The 19505-nt window shown below is 71.4% G+C and carries 15 protein-coding genes; 6 read left to right on the top strand and 9 right to left on the bottom strand.

Translation table 11 applies throughout. The annotated features are described in order from the left end of the window. Nucleotides 1-29 precede the first annotated feature (29 nt). From ABIC47_RS06090 to ABIC47_RS06075, 4 genes are all read left to right on the top strand, one after another. Nucleotides 30-962, top strand: coding sequence for a L,D-transpeptidase (locus ABIC47_RS06090; protein WP_354478328.1), 933 nt, complete (start codon nt 30-32; stop codon nt 960-962). A gap of 67 nt (nt 963-1029) precedes the next feature. Then, complete coding sequence (locus tag ABIC47_RS06085) at nt 1030-1473, top strand: hypothetical protein (RefSeq protein ID WP_354478325.1); 444 nt, start codon at nt 1030-1032, stop codon at nt 1471-1473. Nucleotides 1474-1592: 119 nt separating this feature from the next. After that, nucleotides 1593-3140, top strand: coding sequence for a signal peptidase I (lepB, locus tag ABIC47_RS06080; protein ID WP_354478322.1), 1548 nt, complete (start codon nt 1593-1595; stop codon nt 3138-3140). Continuing rightward, the gene (locus ABIC47_RS06075) at nt 3128-3484 is read left to right on the top strand and encodes a DUF4190 domain-containing protein (protein ID WP_018192757.1); all 357 of its coding nucleotides are present in this window, start codon (nt 3128-3130) and stop codon (nt 3482-3484) included. The genes lepB and ABIC47_RS06075 overlap by 13 nt, the downstream gene beginning before the upstream one ends. 402 nt (nt 3485-3886) lie before the next feature. On the opposite strand, the gene ABIC47_RS06070 is transcribed toward ABIC47_RS06075, so the two are convergent. The 5 genes from ABIC47_RS06070 to ABIC47_RS06050 form a co-directional block, all read right to left on the bottom strand. Beyond that, a complete protein-coding gene (locus ABIC47_RS06070) occupies nt 3887-4909 on the bottom strand; it encodes a TolB family protein (RefSeq protein WP_354478318.1) in 1023 nt (340 codons plus the stop codon). 98 nt (nt 4910-5007) lie between these two features. Further along, nucleotides 5008-5703 carry a hypothetical protein gene (locus ABIC47_RS06065; protein WP_354478316.1) on the bottom strand — a complete coding sequence of 232 codons (696 nt, stop codon included), beginning with the start codon at nt 5701-5703 and terminating at the stop codon, nt 5008-5010. A 102-nt stretch (nt 5704-5805) separates the two neighbouring features. Beyond that, nucleotides 5806-6054, bottom strand: a complete 249-nt coding sequence (locus ABIC47_RS06060; RefSeq protein WP_020076270.1) for a hypothetical protein — start codon at nt 6052-6054, stop codon at nt 5806-5808. Between the two features lie 71 nt (nt 6055-6125). Next, entirely contained in the window at nt 6126-7166 is a 1041-nt protein-coding gene (locus tag ABIC47_RS06055; protein ID WP_354478312.1) for a Gfo/Idh/MocA family protein, read from the bottom strand. Nucleotides 7167-7242: 76 nt separating this feature from the next. Continuing rightward, the gene (locus tag ABIC47_RS06050; RefSeq protein ID WP_354478309.1) at nt 7243-8253 is read right to left on the bottom strand and encodes a Gfo/Idh/MocA family protein; all 1011 of its coding nucleotides are present in this window, start codon (nt 8251-8253) and stop codon (nt 7243-7245) included. Between the two features lie 129 nt (nt 8254-8382). Between ABIC47_RS06050 and ABIC47_RS06045 the strand changes: the two genes are divergently transcribed. Next, complete coding sequence (locus ABIC47_RS06045) at nt 8383-11001, top strand: glycoside hydrolase family 2 protein (protein ID WP_354478306.1); 2619 nt, start codon at nt 8383-8385, stop codon at nt 10999-11001. 66 nt (nt 11002-11067) lie between these two features. Then, nucleotides 11068-11991 (top strand): phosphodiesterase, encoded by a 924-nt coding sequence (locus ABIC47_RS06040; RefSeq protein WP_020076274.1) that lies wholly within the window; start codon nt 11068-11070, stop codon nt 11989-11991. A gap of 194 nt (nt 11992-12185) precedes the next feature. On the opposite strand, the gene ABIC47_RS06035 is transcribed toward ABIC47_RS06040, so the two are convergent. The 4 genes from ABIC47_RS06035 to ABIC47_RS06020 form a co-directional block, all read right to left on the bottom strand. Continuing rightward, on the bottom strand, nt 12186-13778 hold the full coding sequence (locus ABIC47_RS06035) for a stealth family protein (protein ID WP_354478303.1): 1593 nt from the start codon (nt 13776-13778) through the stop codon (nt 12186-12188). A 121-nt stretch (nt 13779-13899) separates the two neighbouring features. Further along, nucleotides 13900-15747, bottom strand: a complete 1848-nt coding sequence (locus tag ABIC47_RS06030) for a beta-N-acetylglucosaminidase domain-containing protein (protein ID WP_354478300.1) — start codon at nt 15745-15747, stop codon at nt 13900-13902. Then, on the bottom strand, nt 15744-17486 hold the full coding sequence (locus ABIC47_RS06025) for an ABC transporter ATP-binding protein (RefSeq protein ID WP_354478298.1): 1743 nt from the start codon (nt 17484-17486) through the stop codon (nt 15744-15746). Before ABIC47_RS06025 ends, ABIC47_RS06030 begins: the two co-directional genes overlap by 4 nt. Continuing rightward, nucleotides 17467-19479 (bottom strand): ABC transporter transmembrane domain-containing protein, encoded by a 2013-nt coding sequence (locus ABIC47_RS06020; protein WP_354478295.1) that lies wholly within the window; start codon nt 19477-19479, stop codon nt 17467-17469. The genes ABIC47_RS06025 and ABIC47_RS06020 overlap by 20 nt, the downstream gene beginning before the upstream one ends. Nucleotides 19480-19505 lie beyond the last annotated feature (26 nt).

The following is a 19505-nucleotide window of genomic DNA, read 5'->3' as shown; positions in this document are numbered from 1 at the left end:
CAGGCGCCGTCCTCGGAGGGAGGGATGGGATGACCGAGCTGCCCGAACACCCGCGGCGTGACCGCCGGCGCCGACACCGGCGCCGGCTGGTCATGGCCGTCGTCCTCGGGGCGACGGCGGTCGTCCTCGCGGCCGGGGCCGTGGCGACCGTCGTCGCGCAACCGCAGCAGAAAGGCGCCGACCGCGCTTCCGGCTCCTCGACGCAGGACGGCGGGGTGGCGGTGCGCGCCGGCGACCACACGGCGCTGACCGCCGACCAGGTCGCGGCACTCCCCGAAGCCCGGTACGACGCGGTCATCCCCGGACTTCTCCCGTACGCGAGCTCCGACGTGCCCCCCGTCTCGCACGACGTCTACACCATCGCGACGGACACGCCCATCTACAACGACGAACACGTCGCGGTCGCCCGCTTCGCATTTATGAACTTCACCGGACGGCCGACCGTGATCGTCCCCGTGCGCTCCGACGGCGCGTGGACGCTCGTCATGACACCCGCCCGACAGAAGCTGCCGTCCCAGTCGAACGGCGCAGCGCCGGCACAGACGGCCGGATGGGTGCGGACCGACGCCCTCGACCGGACAACGACGCTCGACCGCCGCGTGGTCGTGTCGACGGGCGAGCAGAAGCTGCGCATCGAGGACTTCTCCGGCACGGTCGAGCAGACGTTCGACGTCGCCGTCGGAGCGCCGGGCACCCCGACCCCGACAGGAGTGACCGGCTACCTGCAAGAGCGGTACCTCGACCCCCAACAGGGCCAGGCGACCTACCCGATTCAGTTGACATCCCTGCACGCGTCCGCTCAGGACGAACCGTTCCAGGGTGAGGACGGAGGACTTATCGGCATGCACTACTTCCCCTCCCACAGCGGCAGCATCTCGCACGGATGCATCCGCCTGTCCGACGAGGCCGTCACGGCCGTCAATGCTCTGCCCCTCGGCACGAGCGTCACGATCGTCCCCTGAGAGTCCGCTCTCCCGGGGCCCAACCCAGCACCCTGAACAACCGTTCCGTGAAGCAAAGGATCACACCATGACGAAGAGAAGAAACCTCATCCTCCCGATCGCCGCGGCCGCCCTCGCCGTCGCCGGACTCGCGGGCTGCACCGGCACCCCGAGCACGTCGCCGTCGTCGAGCAGCGCAGGTGGCAACAAGGCGGCGGCAGGCGGCTCCACGCCACTGCCGACCATCCCGACCGGCACCGGCGTCATCTCCGCCACGAAGATGGACAGCTGCGAGACGACCGGCTCCAGCGTCACCGCCAAGGGCACGGTCACCATGCCCAAGGACACCGAAGGCGACGTCGTCGTGTCGGTCAGCTGGGTGAACTCCAAGAACTCGTCCGTCTACGGGCGCGGGGTCACCACCGTCAAGGGCGCCGCCGGCGACAAGAAGGAGTGGACCACCACGGCCACCCTCCCCGCCAACGCGGACTCCGTGTCCTGCGTCCTCGGCGCCGTCGTCCCCAAGAAGTAAGGGACCACAACGGCGGCGCTCACATGATCGGAATCTTCGCATTCCGCGTCATGGAGCGCCGCCGGCTCCGTCTAAGTGAGTGAACCCGTGTCTCACCAGCGTTCAGAAAGGGAGGCGAGATGACCGTGATGCCTCGCATCCCGTCGAGGAGGTCGAAGCAGCGACGCTCCTCGTACGTACCGCCGGCGAACCGCTCCAGCGTCGTCCCTGACGCTCTCTCCTGGCGCGAGCAAAACGACACGACCACGGCCCCGAAAGGTCCGGCTGCGTGGACGGCCGCGAGCATCACCGAGTCCGACCGCACCGTCATCGACGCGGGACCGTACGGCGTCATTGACCTCGCCGTGATGGAAGCCGGAGGCGACTTCCACGGCCGCAACCAGCAACTCGGCGTCGTCTGGTGGGACAAGCGCTCCTTCCGCGAAGAAGACGACGACTTCGGCACCATCCAGACCAGCTTCGTACCCGCATCGATCACCGACCACGTCTCACTCGCACCGCCGCAGAGCCGCACGGCCACTCCGGCGCCTCACGATCCGCGTCACGCCGACGCGCAGGTCCAGACGCCCGGCGCCGCGCCGCTGCCCCCGGAGGGCGCACCGCTGCCCGCCGCTGCGCCCGCAGCCGCACACATCTCCGTTGCTCCGGCCGCGCCCGCCGTTCCTGCGGCACCCGCGACGCATGCCCCGGCACCGGCCACCACCCGGCAGCCGAGCGAGGATCCACGGGTCGCTGAACCGCGGCCCACCTCCCGTCGCGCCAACCGACACGCGGCAGCGCCCGCGCAGGCAGCGCCCGCGCAGGCGGGCCCAGATGTCACGGCCCCGCCGATGCCCACCGCGGAGACGCAGGCGTTCGCCCCTCCCGTCTCGGCGAGCAACCCCGTCGCGCTCGACGACTCCGAGCACCAGAGGCACGCGCGGCGATCCCGCCACGTCGCGCTCGTCCCCAAGACCCGCGGTCGACGGGGGCGCTTGGCCGACAGCAGGCACCCGCGGAGGGCGATGCTGCGCCGCCGCCGCACCCGCCGCCGGGTGATCCTCGGTACCCTCCTCGTCGTGGTCGCGTTCGCGGTGACCATCCTCGTCCAGAACATCATCGTCACCCCCTTCACCGTGCCCTCCGTCTCGATGGAGAACACGCTCCACACCGACGACCGCATCCTGGTGAACAAGCTCGCTTACGGGGCAGCGCCCATCAGCAGAGGCGACGTCATCGTCTTCAGCGATCCCGGCGGCTGGCTCGACGGCTCCCCCTCCGCGAGTGCGAGCGCGGCGGGCGCAGCGGCGGCCGGCACCGGCGACTACCTCGTGAAGCGCGTGATCGGCATACCGGGTGACAAGGTCTCCTGCTGCAGCACGAACGGCCACGTCACGGTCAACGGTGTCGAGCTCTACGAGCCGTACGCCGTCATCCCCGAAGGACAGCCGGCGTCCGCCGAGTTCGACGTCACCGTTCCCGCAGGAGAGCTCTGGGTTCTCGGAGACAACCGCTACAACTCCCGCGACTCCAGCCATACGCAAGACCTGCCCACCAAGGGGTTCGTCCCCATCGTGGATGTGGTCGGCCAGGCAGCACTCAAACTCTGGCCCCTCAACCAATTCGCGCCGATCTCGTCGGCGCGAGAGACTTTCGCGTCCGTTCCGAACCAGACATGTCCCATCTGAAAGCTCGCCCGCTGAGCGACGACGAGGTCGACGGACTCGATGAGTCCGCTGTCGGAGTGCCCGCGCCCCACACGGCGTCCGAGTACGTCGCGGACTACGCGCTCCCCACGGTCGTGCCCCGACGGGTCCACCCGGTCGCCGTCGTCGCGCTGATCCTGGCCTTCCTGCTCCCCATCGTCGCCATCCCGCTCGCCCACAAGATCACCCGCACCCTCCAGCACGACGGAGGACGGGGCCGGGCCGTCGCGCAGACGGCCATCGTGATCGGCTACCTCAACATCCTGCTGCTCGCCCTGCTGTCGCTGAACGTCGCCGTCGCCGTCTTCCTGCACTCCGCCGTGTGATCGACAGCCCCGCGGCCGGCGGCCCGCAGCCGCGCGACCGGCAGCCGGCAGCCGCACGGCCGGCGACCGGCAGCCGGCAGCCGCACGGCCGGCGACCGGCAGCCGGCAGCCGCACGGCCGGCGACCGGCAGCCGCCAGCCCGGCGACCGGCGAACGGCAGCCCCGCGACCGCGACCGACAGCCCCGCGACCAGCAGCCGGCAGCCCCGCGACCGGCGACCGGCAGCCGCGCGACCGGCAGCCGCCAGCCCGGCGACCGGCGACCGGCAGCCGCGCGACCAGCAGCCGGCAGCCCCGCGACCGGCAGCCGGCAGCCGCGAGACCGGCAGCCGCGCGACCGGCAGCTCGCGGTCCACTGCCGGCAGCCTACGGCCCGCCCCCGACTGCCCGCAGCGCTCAGGCCTCAGCGCACCACCGACGGCGACCACGCGTGCTCGATCAGCAGCGCCTCGGCGGCCGAACCATCCGCCGGCGCCGAGTAGACGTTGAAGTCCCCGTCCTTTCCCGCAGCGGGCAGGCCGAAGAGCAGTGTCCGGTCGTCCAGCCACTCGGTCTGGTCGTCGACGTTCCCCTCGAGCGGGAGCACCGTCTCCTTCTCCGATGCGAGATCGAGCACCGCGAGGGTCCACCGCGGCGCATCCGTCGTCCCGAGGTTCTTCTTGTACGCGACACGGGTGCCGTCGGGCGACAGCGATGGACATTCGGCACCCTCGTGGAGGGCCACCAGCGTGCGCCCGCGGAGGTTGCCCTTGACCAGCCAGGTACGGCCGGCCGAAGCCGCGGTCGCGTAGAACGTATTGCCGTCGTCGGTGAACGTCACGCCCCAATAGTTGAGGTCGACGGCGGTGTAGGGCTTGGCATCGATGAGGAAGGTGAACGCGTCGAGCGGCCCGTAGTACGTGCCGTACAGCGCCGTGATGATGGTCTGGGTCGAGAACTTCACGCCCTCATACGATTCGCCGTCGACGAACGAGGTCCAGGCGGCCAGCTTGGAGTCGGGCGACAGGCGCGTCCGGCTCGGCGCGCCGGGCAGCGGCCAGAACCGCGTCTCCACCCCGTCCGCGTCGTACAGCGTCTCGCGGTAGCCGATCGGGTTCGTCCCGCTCTTGCTCATGCACGACAGCGCCTTGCGGGTCGCGTACACGCGCTCGCAGGCGAGGTCGGAGACGGTCCGCTTCGACTGCGGGGACGAGAGGGGAACGGAGGCGACGAGCCCGGAGTCCGGCCCCGGCGCCGTGTTCCGGAACACGATCCGCGGGCCCGAGGGCAGCTTCCACACCGACGCACCGGTGGATGCGGGAGCCGAGGTCGAGGCGGCGGGCGCCGGTGAGGCTCCCGCGCATCCACTCGCTCCGCCGAGCACCGCGGCGATGGCTGCCGCTGCGGCGACAGCCCGCGCGACGCGACGTCTGGTGGCCTTGTTCATCGACGGTCTCCTCCGCTTGAGCGCTCGTTAATAAGGACTCGGGAAGGAGCGGGTGATTACGCAGGAGGACGACATCCACAGGAGGGGTCGCCCACCGCTCAGCCGATCAGCGAGACGGCGCGCGCGATCACGAGGGCGAGGAGCGCGAAGCCGGCGAACGACTCCAGCGACATCAGCAGCTTCGCGCGGTGGGTCAGCGGCATGGTGTCGGTCGGGCTGAACGCCATCGAGTTCGACAGCGAGAAGTAGAAGTAGTCGATGTAGTTCGGCACCCAGTCGGCCTGCTTGCTGGATCCGCGCGCCACTTCGTCCACGGCGTCGTGATCCTCGTCCTGCGGGAAACGGAAGTCCGCCAGCGCCAGTTTCGGACGCGGGACGGTCGCGCGGGCGACCGGGCCACCGCGGTCGAGCACCCAGAACACCAGCGCGAAGGCGATCACGTTGGTCAGCCACACCTGCAGCGAGGCGAGCAGCAGCTCGTACCCGTTGCCGTGCTTGTTGAGCAGCCGGACCACCGTCTCCGCGAACGCGATCTGGTTTGCCAGCAGGATGAAGATCGAGAGGGCGATCTCGGCCCGGCGCGACCACCGCGACTCCCGGGTGAGCCGGTGCGGGTTGTAGAGAACGAGCGCGACGACCATGAGCACGCACACTCCGACGACGGCGTACCGCTCCAGCAGGGGGACGACGCTGGGGAGGAACGCGTACGCCGCCAGGGCGACGAGCGTGGCGATCACGGCGGGCCAGCGATGCTCCGGCTGGGCCGACCGCTCCCGCTTCTCGGTCTGGGTCACACGGGGAACAGTACCGCCGGGGCGCGCGGTGGAGCGGGAGGCGGCGCGGGGCGGTGCCGCGACCTCTCCGCCGAGAGAGCCTTCGGCGGAGAGGTCGGACCGTCAGTTGAAGATCGCCCACTCGGAGCGGTCGAGCTTGGCGCGGCTGCCGTTGATGACGAGGTACCACGACCCTTCGTCGCGATGGAGGTACTCCGCGAGGATCGTGGTGTACTTCCACTCGCCTGACACGAGTGACCACCGGATCAGGGAGATCAGCTGGCCCTGCCGCAGGTACGGGACGGCGACGAAATCATCTTGACGATGGGGCTCCAGTGACCGGTTGCGGGCCCCCGTCCGCTGCATGCTCATGCTGAACTGTAACTCCGCGCCCGACCCGCTGGATATACCTGAATTCACCCCAGGGTGAATTTTCTGCGAACTCAGCTCTCGGGCGCGGAGGCGGTCACCAGTTCGCGCACCGAGCGGACCGGCGCGATCGTCCTGTTCTGCGCCGATTCGTAGGCGGCGAGGATGATGCCGAGCACCTCGATCCCTTCCTTCTGCGTGTGGAGGGGGCGCGTGCCGTCGAGGATGCTGCGAGCGAAGTGGCCCACTTCCTCCTGGAACTCGTGGACCGGCGCAAGCTCGAGCACCGTCGGCTCGGACTCGCCGCGCAGCCGGTAGCTGAGGGATGTGCCGTCGCTGGTGAGACTGCCCAACTCGCCGACCACGGAGAACTTCTCCGTGCCGTCCGCCGGCTGGTAGGCCCAGCTGGTGACGAGGCTGCCGATCACGCCGTTGTCGAAGCGGACCAGCACTTGCGCGGAGTCCTCGCCCTCCATGAACGAGAGACGGTGGGTCGCGAGCATCGCGGTCACCTCGACCGGCGAGCCGCCCGCGAGGTGCAGGAGGAGGTACGTCGGGTGGTAGCCGGTGTCGATCAGCTCGCCGCCGCCGCTCGTGGATGCGTGGGCCCGCCATCCCATGTTCGACGGGTCGAAGTCGTTGTAGAAGCTGTCGGTGGTGCGCACCTCGTAGACCCGGCCGAGCACGCCGGAGTCGATGAGCTCCTTGGCCGTGGCGACGGCCGGGAGGAACAGCTGGTTGTGCGCGCACATCAGGGTGACGCCGGCTTCGGCGACCGCGGTATCCACCTCGGCGGCCTCCTCCGGGGTCAGGCAGAGCGGCTTCTCGCACAGGATGTGCTTGCCGGCGCGGGCGGCGGCGACGATCGCATCCTTGTGCAGGTGGTGGGGCAGGCAGATGTCGACGGCGTCGATGTCGGCCTCGGCGAGCATGGTCGTGTAGTCGGCGTAGACCTCGGCGCCGCTGTCGCCGGCCCGGCGTTCGGCGGCCTCGCGGACGGGGTCGGCGACGGCGGCGAAGGTGACGGTCTCCGGGTTGCGGAGGTAGCCGGCGACGTGGGCTCCGGCGATGCCGCCGGCTCCGATGAGACCGATACGGACGGTGTTGCTGGGCATGGTGATGCTCCTTCGCAGAAGTGGATGGGCGTGCGGATGCACGGAATGAGGGGTGGGAGTGGGATGCTGCGGCGGGTCAGGCGACCGGCGCCGGCTGTCCGGTGAGCGCGACAGCACGGCCGGTTGCAGCGGACTCGTTGGCGGCGGCGACCATGCGGGTCAGCTCGACGGCGTGACGCAGGTTGTCGTCGGCGGTCGTGCCGTCGTGGATGTGCTGCACCCACTGCGCGAACGCGCCGGGCCGCCGCTCCGGGAGGGGCAGCTCCTGCCATTCGTCGCCGAACGCGCCGCCCTTCGCGAGAAGGCGCTCGCCGCCGAAGCCGAACATGACCGTCGCGGCGGTGCCGCGCAGCTCGATCGTGAATGCGCCCGGCGTGGTGACGACGCTCGCTTCGAAGACGCCGATGCGTCCGCCGGGGAACTCGGCCGTGACGACCGCGTTGTCCTCGACCGCGCGGTCGGTGACGTGCCCGTAGGCCGCCGAGATGGTGAGCGGCTCGGCGCGGTGGTACAGCCGCGTCAGGTACACCGGGTGGCACCCCAGGTCGGTGAGGGCGCCGCCGATCGCGGCCACCGGGTCGGCGAACTGCTCCGGCAGCCAGCCGGCGACCCAGCCGTCGTGCGCGAGGCGCACACGGGAGTAGGTCAGCTCGCCGAGCGTGCCGTCGTCGAGGATGCGCTCGATGGCGACGGTGTAGTCGTCGGAGAGCCGGGGGAGGGACACCACGAGTGCGACGCGGGCCTCGCGGGCCAGGTCGACCAGCTCCTCCGCTTCGGCGACCGTCGGAGCGAGGATCTTCTCGGTGAAGACGTGCTTGCCTGCCGCGATGGCGCGTCCGATGACGTCGCGGTGCTGGTCGGTCGCCGTGGTGATGGTCACCGCGTCGAGTTCGGGGCGGGCGAGCAGCTCGTCGAGGTCGGCGACGAACTCCACGCCGAACTCGTCTGCGGCCGCGCGGCCGCGCTGCTCGTCGTCGTCCCAGACGGCGATGAGGGTGGTGTCGGGATGCTGCTGGACGTTGCGCACGTAGTCGCCTGCGTGGACGTGCCAGAAGCCGATCGCTGCGACAGCGAGTGGGTGGGACATGCCTGTCAAGGCCTCCTTGCCTGGTATTCGATGCGCGCGAACCACGAAAGCGTACCTTCTGCTCGGGAGCAGTCGATAGTCCCTGACGCAAATTTCTGGAATCGTTCCCAGATTGGGCATGATCGTGGGGTGAGCTCAACGACGATCACCCTCGACGGCGACGATTGGACCATCCGCGAAGCCCTCGGCGACACGGCCGAGTGGTACCTCGGGGCGCCCCTGCCCGAGGCGGGGAACAACGTGGCCGAGGCGTCTGCGGCGATCGCGGCCGCGCCCGGCTGGCTGCCGGCACGGGTGCCCGGTGCGGTCGTCGACGACCTGCACCGCGCGGGCGAGCTGCCCGATCCACGCGTCCGCCGCAACTCGCGCGCGGCCGAGTGGGTGGCCGAGCGCTCGTGGGTGTACCGGCGCGCGGTGGAGCTGGATGCGAACGCGGCCAACGGCGTGGCGGTGCTCGAGTTCGACGGCGTGGACCCGGGAGCCGACGTCTACTGGGACGGAGAGCGCATCGGCTCAGTGCGCGGGCTGTACCACCGCCTGCGGGTGCCGCTGGACGCATCCCTCCGCTCGGCCGGGCGGCACAAGCTGGCCCTGCGCGTGCATCCCGCGCCGGACTCCGAGCCGCAGGTCGGACGGACCGAGCGCGTTCGCGTTCACACACCGCGCCTCGGCTACGGCTGGGACTTCTCGCCGCGACTCCGCCACCAGGGCGTCTGGAAGAGCGCGCGCCTGCGCATCGGGCGCGCGCTGCTCGGCGACGTGACGGTAAGCGCGTCGGTGGCCGAGGCGCCGTACCGTGAGCCGGTGCGCGAATCCGGGCCGAATGGTGACGAGATGTCGCACCTGGGCGGGATGGGCCGGAGTGGGGACGGGGTCGTCGCCGTCGTGTGGGAGGCGCCGCTGGCGGAGCGCGGCAACGAGCGGCTCAGCGTCACGGTCACGGTCACGCGAGACGGACGGGCGGTCGCCGAGCGGCGCGTCCCGGCTGCCGACGGTTCGGCGGAGCTGCGCATCCCGAACCCGGAGCTGTGGTGGCCGAATACGGTCGGCGCCCAGCCGCTGTACACGGTGACGGTCGTCCTCGCGGACGACGAGGGCGAGACCGACCGCACCGAGCGTCGGGTCGGCTTCCGGACCGCCGCGCTGGTGCCGAACCCCGGCGCCCCGGCGGACGCGCTCCCGTACACGGCCGTCGTGAACGGCGTGACCGTCCCGCTGCTCGGCTGGAACTGGACGCCCGCCGATACTCTCTTCGGATCGATCGACGAGGGCACGGTCGAGCACCTGCTCGGCCTGGCGGCGGCCTCCGGCGCCCGGCTGATGCGCGTGTGGGGCGGCGGGCTGATCGAGACCGAGCACTTCTACGCCACCTGCGACCGCCTCGGGCTGCTCGTCTGGCAGGAGTTCTCGCAGTCGAGTTCCGGGATGCAGAGCGTGCCCAGCACCGACCCGGAGTTCGTGGCGCTGATGCGCGCGGAGGCCGAGGCGCTCATCCCGACCCGGGTGCACCATCCGTCGCTGCTGCTCTGGGGCGGCGGGAACGAGCTCGACGACGGCGGGGTGCCGCTCTCCGACGACCGTTCGCCCGTGCTGGCCGCACTCTCCGACGCGGTCGCGCGCCTCGATCCGGGCCGCGGGTGGCTGCCGACGTCGCCGACGGGTCCGGAATTCCATAACCGGCTGGACCGCATCGAGGCGAACCCCGACGGGCAGCACGACGTCCACGGACCCTGGGAGCACCAGGGCCTCGTCGGCCAGTACACGCTCGCCAACGCCGGAACCAACCTTGCGCACACCGAGTTCGGGGTCGAGGGGATGACGAACCTGCGGTCGCTCGATGCGCTCGTGCCCGAGGCGGATCGCTGGCCCGCGAACCGGACGAACCCGGTGTACCGGCACCTCGGGGAGTGGTGGAACAACGCCGACCAGGTGGTGGAGCTGTTCGGTGGGCGTCCGGACACGCTCGAGACGCTGAACCGCGCATCCCAGTTGCTGCAAGCCACCGGGCTGCAGTACGCGGTCGAGGCGGACCGGCGGCGCTCGCCGCGCTGCAGCATGGTGCTGCCGTGGCAGCTGAACGAGAGCTACCCGAACGCGTGGTGCACGGCGGCGGTCGACTTCCGGGGCGACCCGAAACCCGCGTACTTCGCGGTCGCCCGCGCGTACGAGCGGCGGCGGGCGACGCTCCGCGTGACGCGGGCTGCGTGGGGCGGCGAGGCGGTCGCGTCGGTCGAGGCGTGGTTGTGGGCGGAGGATCCTTTACCGTCCGGGTCCGTGCTCACGCTGCGGGCTCGCGGGCTCGACGGCGGCGTGCTCGCCTCGCGGGAGGTGCGCGCGGGCGTTGTGCGGCATCCCGAACCCGTCGGGACGCTGGAGGTCGCGACCACCGACCTGCCCGACGTCTTCCTGTGGGAGGCGGACTGGCGGGATGCGGACGGCCGCGAGCTCGACCGCGAACGGATGCTCGCCGCGGCGACTGCGGACTGGGCCGCGCTCTTCGACGTGCCGGCACCCGTTCTGACCGTCGCTCGTGACGCGACCGGAGGCGTGCGCGTGCGCAATGACGGCCCGAATGCCGCCCTGACCGTGCGGTTGGTCGACCCACGGCCGGTCGGTGCGCCCGGCATCCTGAGCGTCGGCGGCGACCCCCGACCGCTGCTGCCCGGGGAGGAGCGGACGCTTGCTGCGACCGCCGGAATGCCCGTGCGGATCGAGACCTGGAATGCCGAACCGGCGGATCTGGCATGAAACGAATGCAGGCGGCACACCGTGAGCGTTCACGATCCGTTCAGACGTAGGTGGTGTGATAGCCCCGTGAAGACGCGAATCGCGGAATACCCGCGGCCGGACCACTTCCTCCTCCACATCAGCGACACCCATCTGCTGGCGGGAGGCGAACAGCTCTACGGCACCGTCGACAGCGAACAGCACCTCCGCGCCCTCCTCGCGGAGGTCGAGGCGTCCGGTGGCAGGCCGGAGGCGATCGTCTTCACCGGCGATCTCGCCGACCGCGGCCAACCCGACGCCTACGCGCGGCTGCGCGCCCTCGTCGACCCGGCGGCCGAGCGGATGGGCGCGCGCGTCATCTGGGTGATGGGCAACCACGACGATCGTGCGTCGTTCCGGCAGGGCTTGCGCGACGAGCTCGGCGACACGTCACCGATCGACGACGTGTACTGGCTCGGCGGACTGCGCGTCATCGTCCTCGACTCCACCGTGCCCGGACACCACTACGGCGACGTCAGCGAGTCGCAGCTGGACTGGCTGGCGGCCGAACTGGCGATGCCGGCGCCGGAGGGCACCATCCTCGCGATGCATCACCCGCCCATCCCGAGCGTGCTCGACCTCGCCGTCTCCGTGGAGCTGCGCGACCAGTCGCAGCTGCGCGAGGTGCTGGAGGGCAGCGACGTGCGCAGCATCCTGGCCGGGCACCTCCACTACTCGTCGACGGCGACCTTCGCGGGCATCCCCGTGTCGGTGTCGTCGGCGAGCTGCTACACGCAAGACCTCAACGTGCCGGTGGGAGGCACCCGCGGCCGGGATGGCGCGCTCGCCTTCAACCTGGTGCACGTGTACCCGAACACCGTGCTCCACTCGGTGGTGCCGCTCGGGCACTACCCGACGCTCGACTACGTGGACGCGGAGGAGTCGGCCCGGCGCCTGGCCGAGGATGGCATCCGCATCCCGCCGGCGCCGCGTCGCGAGACCCCGACCGAGCCCATCAGCGTCCTCGCCTGACCCTCGCCTCGCCCCTCCCGTCCGGGCGGAGATTTGCGCCAAATCGTCGTTATGGACGCGCCATAACCCAGATTTGGCGCAAATCGCCGTCAGCACGACCATGCGGAGATTTGGCGCAAATCGTCGTTATAGACGCGCCATAACCGAGATTTGGCGCAAATCGTAGCCACCCCGGGCGGCGGCGGGAGCGCGCCTCAGGTGCCGGGACGCTCCCAGGGGGCCGCGAACGGGAAGTAGCGCTCGAGGAAGTCGGTCACGATCCGCGTCCGCTCCTCGGGGCTGATCTCGGGCTTCGAGCCGTCGTTGAGGCAGAACATGTCCTGATCGCGCCGCTTCAGGAGGCGCCGCATCATGTAGGGCGCCTGCCGCAGCGTCGTCTCGATGTAGAGCACCTTCGCCTGCGTCTGCGTCACCGCGCGCCCGGTCATCAGCGCGTAGTAGTGGTAGAGCGAATTGGTGACCGAGATGTCGGTCGCCGAGCGGAACGGGCTCGCGGCGGTGCGCCGGAAGTCCTCCGCGAACTCGCGCTCCATCTCCCGCAGCACGCTGATGCGCAGCGGGGCCGCGCAGTGCTCGAGATGGCGGGTCGTGACGGCGCCGAATCGCTCCCAGAGCAGGCGGCGGTTTACTCGAGCCGCATTCTCGAATCCGCTGCGCGCCGGGTCGGTCTCGCCCAGTCCGATGCGCGTCCCCGCCTCGACGAACTTGGTGATCCCGCCGGGCGAGAAGAACACGTCGGGCGACAGCGGACGGCCGATGAACATGTCGTCGTTGCTGTAGAGGAAGTGCTCCGACAGGCCCGGGATGTGGTGCAGCTGGCTCTCGACGGCGTGCGAGTTGTGCGTGGGCAGTGTGGAGGTGTCCGCGAAGAAGTCCTCGCTCCGCATGATGTGGATGCGCGGATGCTCCGGGTCGAGCCACGGCGGCACCGGGGAGTCGGTCGCGATGTAGATGTTCCGGATCCACGGGGCGAACATATGGACGCTGCGGAGTGCGTACTTGAGCTCGTCGATCTGCCGGAAGCGGGCCTCGTTGTCGTCGCCCTCCCCGACCACGTACGCCGCCATCCGCGCGGCCCGCTGCCGCTGGTACTCCGCACTGGAGCCGTCGACCCACGAGAACACGATGTCGACGTCGAAGGCGATGTCGCTCGCCAGCGGGTCGAACATGTGCTGGAGGGTGCGCCAGCGTCGTCCGTACAGCTCCACCTCGGCCTCGACCGCTTCGCTGCGGGGAAGGCGCGGCCGCATGAGGGCGTTCTCGCGCGGTGCGGTGATCTCGTCGTCGCCGAACCGCCAGAACTCGAGCTGGAACGCGGTGTCGGCGCCGTAGCGCAGCCGTCCGATGGGTTCGAGCCGAGGACGGTACAGGCGCAGGATGTCGGCCTTCCGGCGCGAGAGGCGGCCGTCGGCGATGAGCAGGTCGTCACCGTGCTCGTCCTTCTCGGGGTCGATGCTGCGGGAGTAGAAGGGCTCGTCGGCGAACGCTTCGGCGAGGACCGCCGAGACCTCTTTGCGGCGCCGGCGGTCGAGCGCCACGATCAAGCGGTTGTCGTCGTCGCGCACGAGCAGGTACTCGAGACCGGCCGCATCGAGCGCGTCGCGCACGGCGAGGAGGTCTTCGATCATGGACTCCCGCGGCGTGAAGGGGCCGGAGACCAGCGTGAAGAGGCCCTTGCGCTGCACGATGTCGTCGCGGGCGAACCGGGGCGCGCCGGGACCGGGGTCGAGGGTGACGACGACGGGCTCGGGCTGGTCGGAGAGGGATGCGGGAGGATGCTCAGCCATACACGCATTACTCTAGGCCGCTCTCGTGCGAGTGCGTTCCGCGGTCGGAGGCGCGAGATTCGTGCCGAATGTGCGTTATCGACTCGCTATTCCGCACATTCGGCACGAATCTGCGGGGGGATCAGGGGAGGAGGGCGCGGAGGGTGGCGAGCAGGAGGTCGCGAGCCTCGGGGGTCACCAGCCACGGGGCGAAGCCGTCGGCTGCGAGGAAGAACGTGGCACGCGCGGCAGGAGCGGGCGAGCCGTCGGCGAGGGGTGACCCGGCCGGGGTGATGCCGATCACCACGCGGCCGGACTCGGGGTCGCGTGCGACCACGTCCGCGTCTGCCGGAGGGTCCGCGACGGTGAGCTTCGAGCGTCCGCGGTAGACGACCACCTCGCCGTCGAGACCCGCGGCGGCCGGGTGCTCGGCGGCGGAGATGTGGATGCGGTCCAGCGACAGCGGGACGGCTGCGGCCGACGCCAGCCCCAGCGGGACGAGGTGCCCCCACGCCAGCAGCGGCACGGGACGGGACGCGGCGGCCCGCGCGACCTCCTCGGGCGCGGCGCGCGTGACGATGACGAGGTCCGCGTTGGGGTCGTCGCCCAGGTGTGCGCGCATCCCGGACCGGCCGAGGAACTCGACGAGTTCGCGGTCGCCCGGCGTCGGGTTGGGGCCGCTGAGCACGGCGACGAGCGAGCCGTCGCCGTGGGTGCGGTGGGCTGCGACCCCGAGGCGTTCGAGGGCCGCGTCCACGAGGGCGAGGACGGTGCCGCGCGCGACGTCGGCGTACTCGGACTCCAGCTCACGCCGGGCGTCGAGGAGCGCGGAGGCGTCGCCGGCCGTGTGGATGTCGGGAGCGGCCAACGCCCGGCACGCGAGCGCTCCCGCGGAACCGGCGGCCCGCGCCGCGACGATCCACGGCTCCAGCTGCTCGGCGAGGTCGGCCGGCACGGACGTCGCCGCATGCGTGTCCGCGAGCTCGGAGAGCAGAGCGCCTGCCGCATCCCATCGCTCGGCGTCGACGGCGGCGTCGAGGTCCGGCCAACGCGGGGCTCCGGGCGGCCAGGCGCTGCACGCCGCCACGAGGGCACGGAGCCTCGGGTCGCCGCCGACGACCGCCGCGTAAGCGCGGTCGGCTGCGTCTGCCGCGTCGTACCCGGCCGGGTCGGCCGCCCACTCGGCGACCGTCTCCAGCGCGAGCCGGGAGGGCGCTGCTTCGACCATCGGGTTGGCGACGATGCCGACCAGTCCCGGCGCTGGCTCCCGCCCGGCCAGCGGACCGAGGAAGACGCGCGAGCGGTCGAAGTCGTTGACGGGGAAGTTGTCCCAGAGCACCAGGTCGCGGCCGAAGCTCTCGACGGCTCGGGTGATGTCGTCGGCGGTGACCGTGCCGACAACGACGTCCGCGCCCGTCCACAGCAGGCGGGCGTCGGTCGGGAGCGTCTCGGCCAGCCCGAAGCGGTACGGCGTCCGCTCGACGCCGGCGTAGTCGGTCGGGCAGAGCAGTACCGGTTCGTCGATGCCCCCCGGGCGGAGGAAGCCGCGCTCGAACCGGGCCGCGACCTCTCCATGGGCGCGGCCGAGGGCCTCCGGCTCGTCCATCGGCACATCGTCGAAGAGGAGGGCGAACGAGCGGATGCCCGCGTCGAGGAGCTGCCGGCACTTCACCGCGAGCGCGTCGTGCTCCGCGTCGTCGTCGAAGCGCATCGAGAGGCCCGGCGAGATCGCGTAGACGAAGAGCACGCCGCGCTCGGCGGCGGCCCGGTTCAGCTCGGCGAGGTCGGCGAGCCGGTCGGCGGGATAGGGCTCCCGCCACTCCTCGCGGTGCCACGGATCGTCCTTGGGGGCGTACAGGTAGCGGTCGAGCCCGATCGCACCACCCCGCTCGAACCAGGCGAGCCGGTCCGCGTGCGACCAGGGTTCGCCATAGAACCCTTCGACGACGCCACGCCACGTGAGGGCACCCGGCCTTCCGGCGGCGCTCACCGACCGCCTCCGTGCCACGACGCCCAGAGTTCCGCGTACACACCGCCCGCGGCCACCAGTTCTTCGTGGCTGCCCAGCTCCTCCACGGCGCCGTCGCGCACCACGGCGATGCGGTCGGCGTCGTGCGCGGTGTGGAGGCGGTGCGCGATCGCGACGACGGTCCGGCCCTCCAATACGCGGTTCATCGCGCGTTCCAGGTCGCGGGCTGCGGTGGGGTCGAGCAGCGAGGTCGCCTCGTCGAGGATGAGCGTGTGCGGGTCGAGGAGCACCAGCCGAGCGAGGGCGAGCTGCTGCGCCTGCGCCGGGGTGAGGACGACGCCGCCGGAGCCGACGACCGTGTCGAGTCCCTTCGGCATCGCGGCGACCCAGCGCAGCGCATCCACCACCCGGAGCGCCCGGGCGAGCTCGTCGCGGCCGGCGCCCGGCTTCGCGAGCGACAGGTTCTCGGCGATGGTGCCGACGAAGACGTGGTGCTCCTGCGTGACGAGGGCGACGTGGCTGCGGAGGTCGTCGAGCGGGAGGTCGACGAGCCGGACACCGCCGACGGTGATGCGTCCGCTGGTCGGCTCGGTGATGCCGGCCATCAGGCGGCCGAGTGTCGACTTGCCCGACCCGGACGGTCCGACGATGGCGAGGCGCTCGCCGACGGCCAGGTCGAGGGTGACGCCGTGCAGCACCTCTATGCCGTCGCGGTAGGAGAAGCGCACGTCTTCGGCCAGCACGTGCTCGTCGACCGGCTGCTCGCCGGTCGCGTGGCGGTCCTCCGGCACGTCGGCGACGCCGATGATGCGCGACAGGGCGGTGGTGCCGACCTGGATCTCGTCCAGCCAGCTGATCAGCTCGTCGACCGGCGACACCAGCTGCATCGCGTAGAGGGCGACCGCGGTGACGGCGCCGATCGTCGCGGCGCCGCTGCCCACGAGGAACGCGCCCCACGCGATGACGACGATCACCGGGAGCAGGAACGCGATGTCGGTGCTCGGGAAGAACCAGGAGCGCAGCCAGAGCGTGTACCACTCCGACTCGCGGCGCTCGCGGAGGGCGGCGTCGATCTTGGCGCGCTGAGCCGGGGCGAGGCTGAGCGCCTCGATGGTCCGCACGCCGTCCACGGTCTCGCTGATCGTTCCGCCGAGGGTCGCGTAGGAGGCCAGCTGGCGCTGGTAGCCGGGGCCGGAGCGCCGGAGGTACCAGCGCGCTGCGATCACAAGGATCGGCACGCCGGCGAACATGGCGACAGCGACGGCAGGGTTCACCAGGAAAGCCGCGACGACCGTCAGCACGGCCGTGACGCTGGCGACCAGGATGCGCGGGACGCCGAACCGCACGGTCTGGGCGACCGACTGGATGTCGTTGGTGGTGCGCGCGAGCAGGTCGCCCGTCCCCGCCGCCTCGACGGTGGAGAGCGGGAGCCGCGCGGCGGTCGCGAGGAACTCCTCCCGCAGCTGTGCGAAGACCCCCTCGCCGAGAATCATCGACTGCCGCTGGGCGAACCGGATCAGGACGGCCTGGCAGACGATGGCGACGAGCAGGATGAGCGCGATCGTGTCGATCCCGCTCGTGACGAGAGTGCGGCCGGTGACGCCGTCGATGATGACACCGATGAGGGCCGGTCCGGCGAGCCCGGCGACCGCGGCGAGGGTGTGCAGGACCAGCACGACGGAGAGGCCGCCGCGGTGCTGGCGGATGAGACGCGCGCCGGTCTCCCGGACCGTCCTGGTGCTAGCGATCGGCAGCAGCATCGCCCGTTCCCTTCTTCGTGCGCTTGTCCTTCTTCTTCGGTCTCTTCGCCTTGCGTCCGCTCTCCGGGCGCTGCGCCGTCACGGGATGCGTCGCCGTCCAGAGCGCGTCGATCGAGCCGGTCCAGGCGGCGTCGAGGTCTTCGCCTTCGGCCGGCTCGGCGGCCGAGATCGTGCGCGAGACGATCGCGCGGTAGAGGTCGCCGAGGTCGTCCTCCTGGCGCAGCAGCTGCTGGTGCGTTCCGGTGCCGACGACCCGGCCCTTCCGCACCACGGCGATGGTGTCCATCCGGTCGAGGAGCAGCGGGCTGGCGGTGACGACGACGGTGGTGCGGCCGTCGCGGGCCTCCCGGAGCCGTTCGGCGATCTGCGACTCGGTGTGCGCATCCACCGCGCTCGTCGGCTCGATGAGCACGAGCACCTCGGCGTCGGTGAGCAGCGCTCGGGCGAGGCTGAGGCGTTGCCGCTGGCCGCCGGAGAAGGTGCGGCCGCGCTCGGCGACGCGCTCGTGCACGCCCTCGGGGAGCGCGTCGACGGTCTCGGTCGCTGCCGCCGCGTCGAGCGCGGCGGAGACCCGGCGCATCCGCCCGGTGGAGGTGTCGTCCTCGCGCCAGCGGCCGGCCTCCTCGTCGCGCACGGGCAGCGTGTCGAGGCCGTCCAGCAACCGGCCGCCGAACAGGTGCGGGTTCGCGTCGTTCACGACGATGCGCCGGCGCACGTCGCGGACGGGGACGCGGGTGTGGTCGACGCCGCCCCACAGCACCGGCGCCTCGCGGTGCACGGCGTCGTCGAAGCGGCCGATGCGGGTCGCGATGGCGGCGGCCTCGTCGGGGTCCGCATCCACGATCGCAGTGAACCGGCCGGGCGGGATGACGACGCCGGAGGCGAGGTCTTCGATCGCCGATCCCCACGCCGGCGCCTCCGCGGTCTCGTCGGCGTCCTGCGCGGCGGGCCGCGTGCGGAGCACGGAGAGCACGCGACGGGCGGACACGACCCCGGCGGTGAAGGTCTGCGCGGCCTCGACCGCGGTGCGCAGCGGGAGCACGAGGAAGGTCGCGTAGCCGTAGAACGCGGTCAGCTGGCCGGGCGTGATGGTGCCGTCGACCGCGAGGTGGGCGCCGAACCAGACGATGAAGACCAGGAAGACGCCGGGCAGGAGCACCTGCAGTCCGTCGAGCCAGCTCTGCGTCTTGGCCACGCCGACCCCGGCGGCACGGACCCGCTGCGACTGGTCGGCATACCGCTCGACGAACTCCTGCTCGCCGCCGATGCCGCGCAGCACGCGCAGGCCGACGACCGTGTCGGCGCCGAGGGTGGTGAGGCCGCCGGACTCCTCGCGCCACACGGCCTGCCGTGCGCGAAGCGGCCGCAGCAGCAGGGCGAGCACGGCGGCCACGGCCGGGACGCCGATGACGACGGCGAGGCCGAGGGGAACGCTGGCGGACAGCATGATGATCGACACCACGATGAACGCGACGACACCGCCGCCGAGCCGGGCGGTCACCTCGTACATCGCACCCAGGCGCAGGGAGTCGGTGCTCACAGTCGCGACGATCTCGCCCGACGAGGTCGTTGCGGTGATCGCCGGACCGGTCTCGGCGGAGTGGTAGCCGATCAGCCGGGCCACGCCGAGCGACGAGCGCAGCCAGTTGGAGATGGCCATCCGGTGGCGCAGCATCCCGGTGATCGCCTGGACGACGGCGACGATCAGCAGGGCGCCGCACCAGGTCCACAGGCGGCCGGAGTCGCCGGAGACCCCCTCGTCGACCGCGCGGCCGAGTAGGTAGGGCCAGACGGCCTGGCACAGCATCCAGACGACGCCGAACAGCATGCCGGCACCGAGGCTGGCGGGCTGTCGCGCGGCCTGCCACAGCAGGAACCGCGGCACCGACGACAGGTGCCGTTCGGTGGGCCTGGCCGAGGGGATGCGGGCGCCGCGCGGTGTGCGCGACGGCGGACGGGAGGCGGACGGACGAGCAGCGCGGACGCTGGACACGAGTGCTCCTGAGGGGGATCGAGCGG

Source organism: Leifsonia sp. 563, assembly GCF_040545055.1.
Taxonomy (GTDB): domain Bacteria; phylum Actinomycetota; class Actinomycetes; order Actinomycetales; family Microbacteriaceae; genus Leifsonia.
Note: the sequence above shows the minus strand (reverse complement) of the source record. Positions and strands in the feature narration are given on the sequence as shown.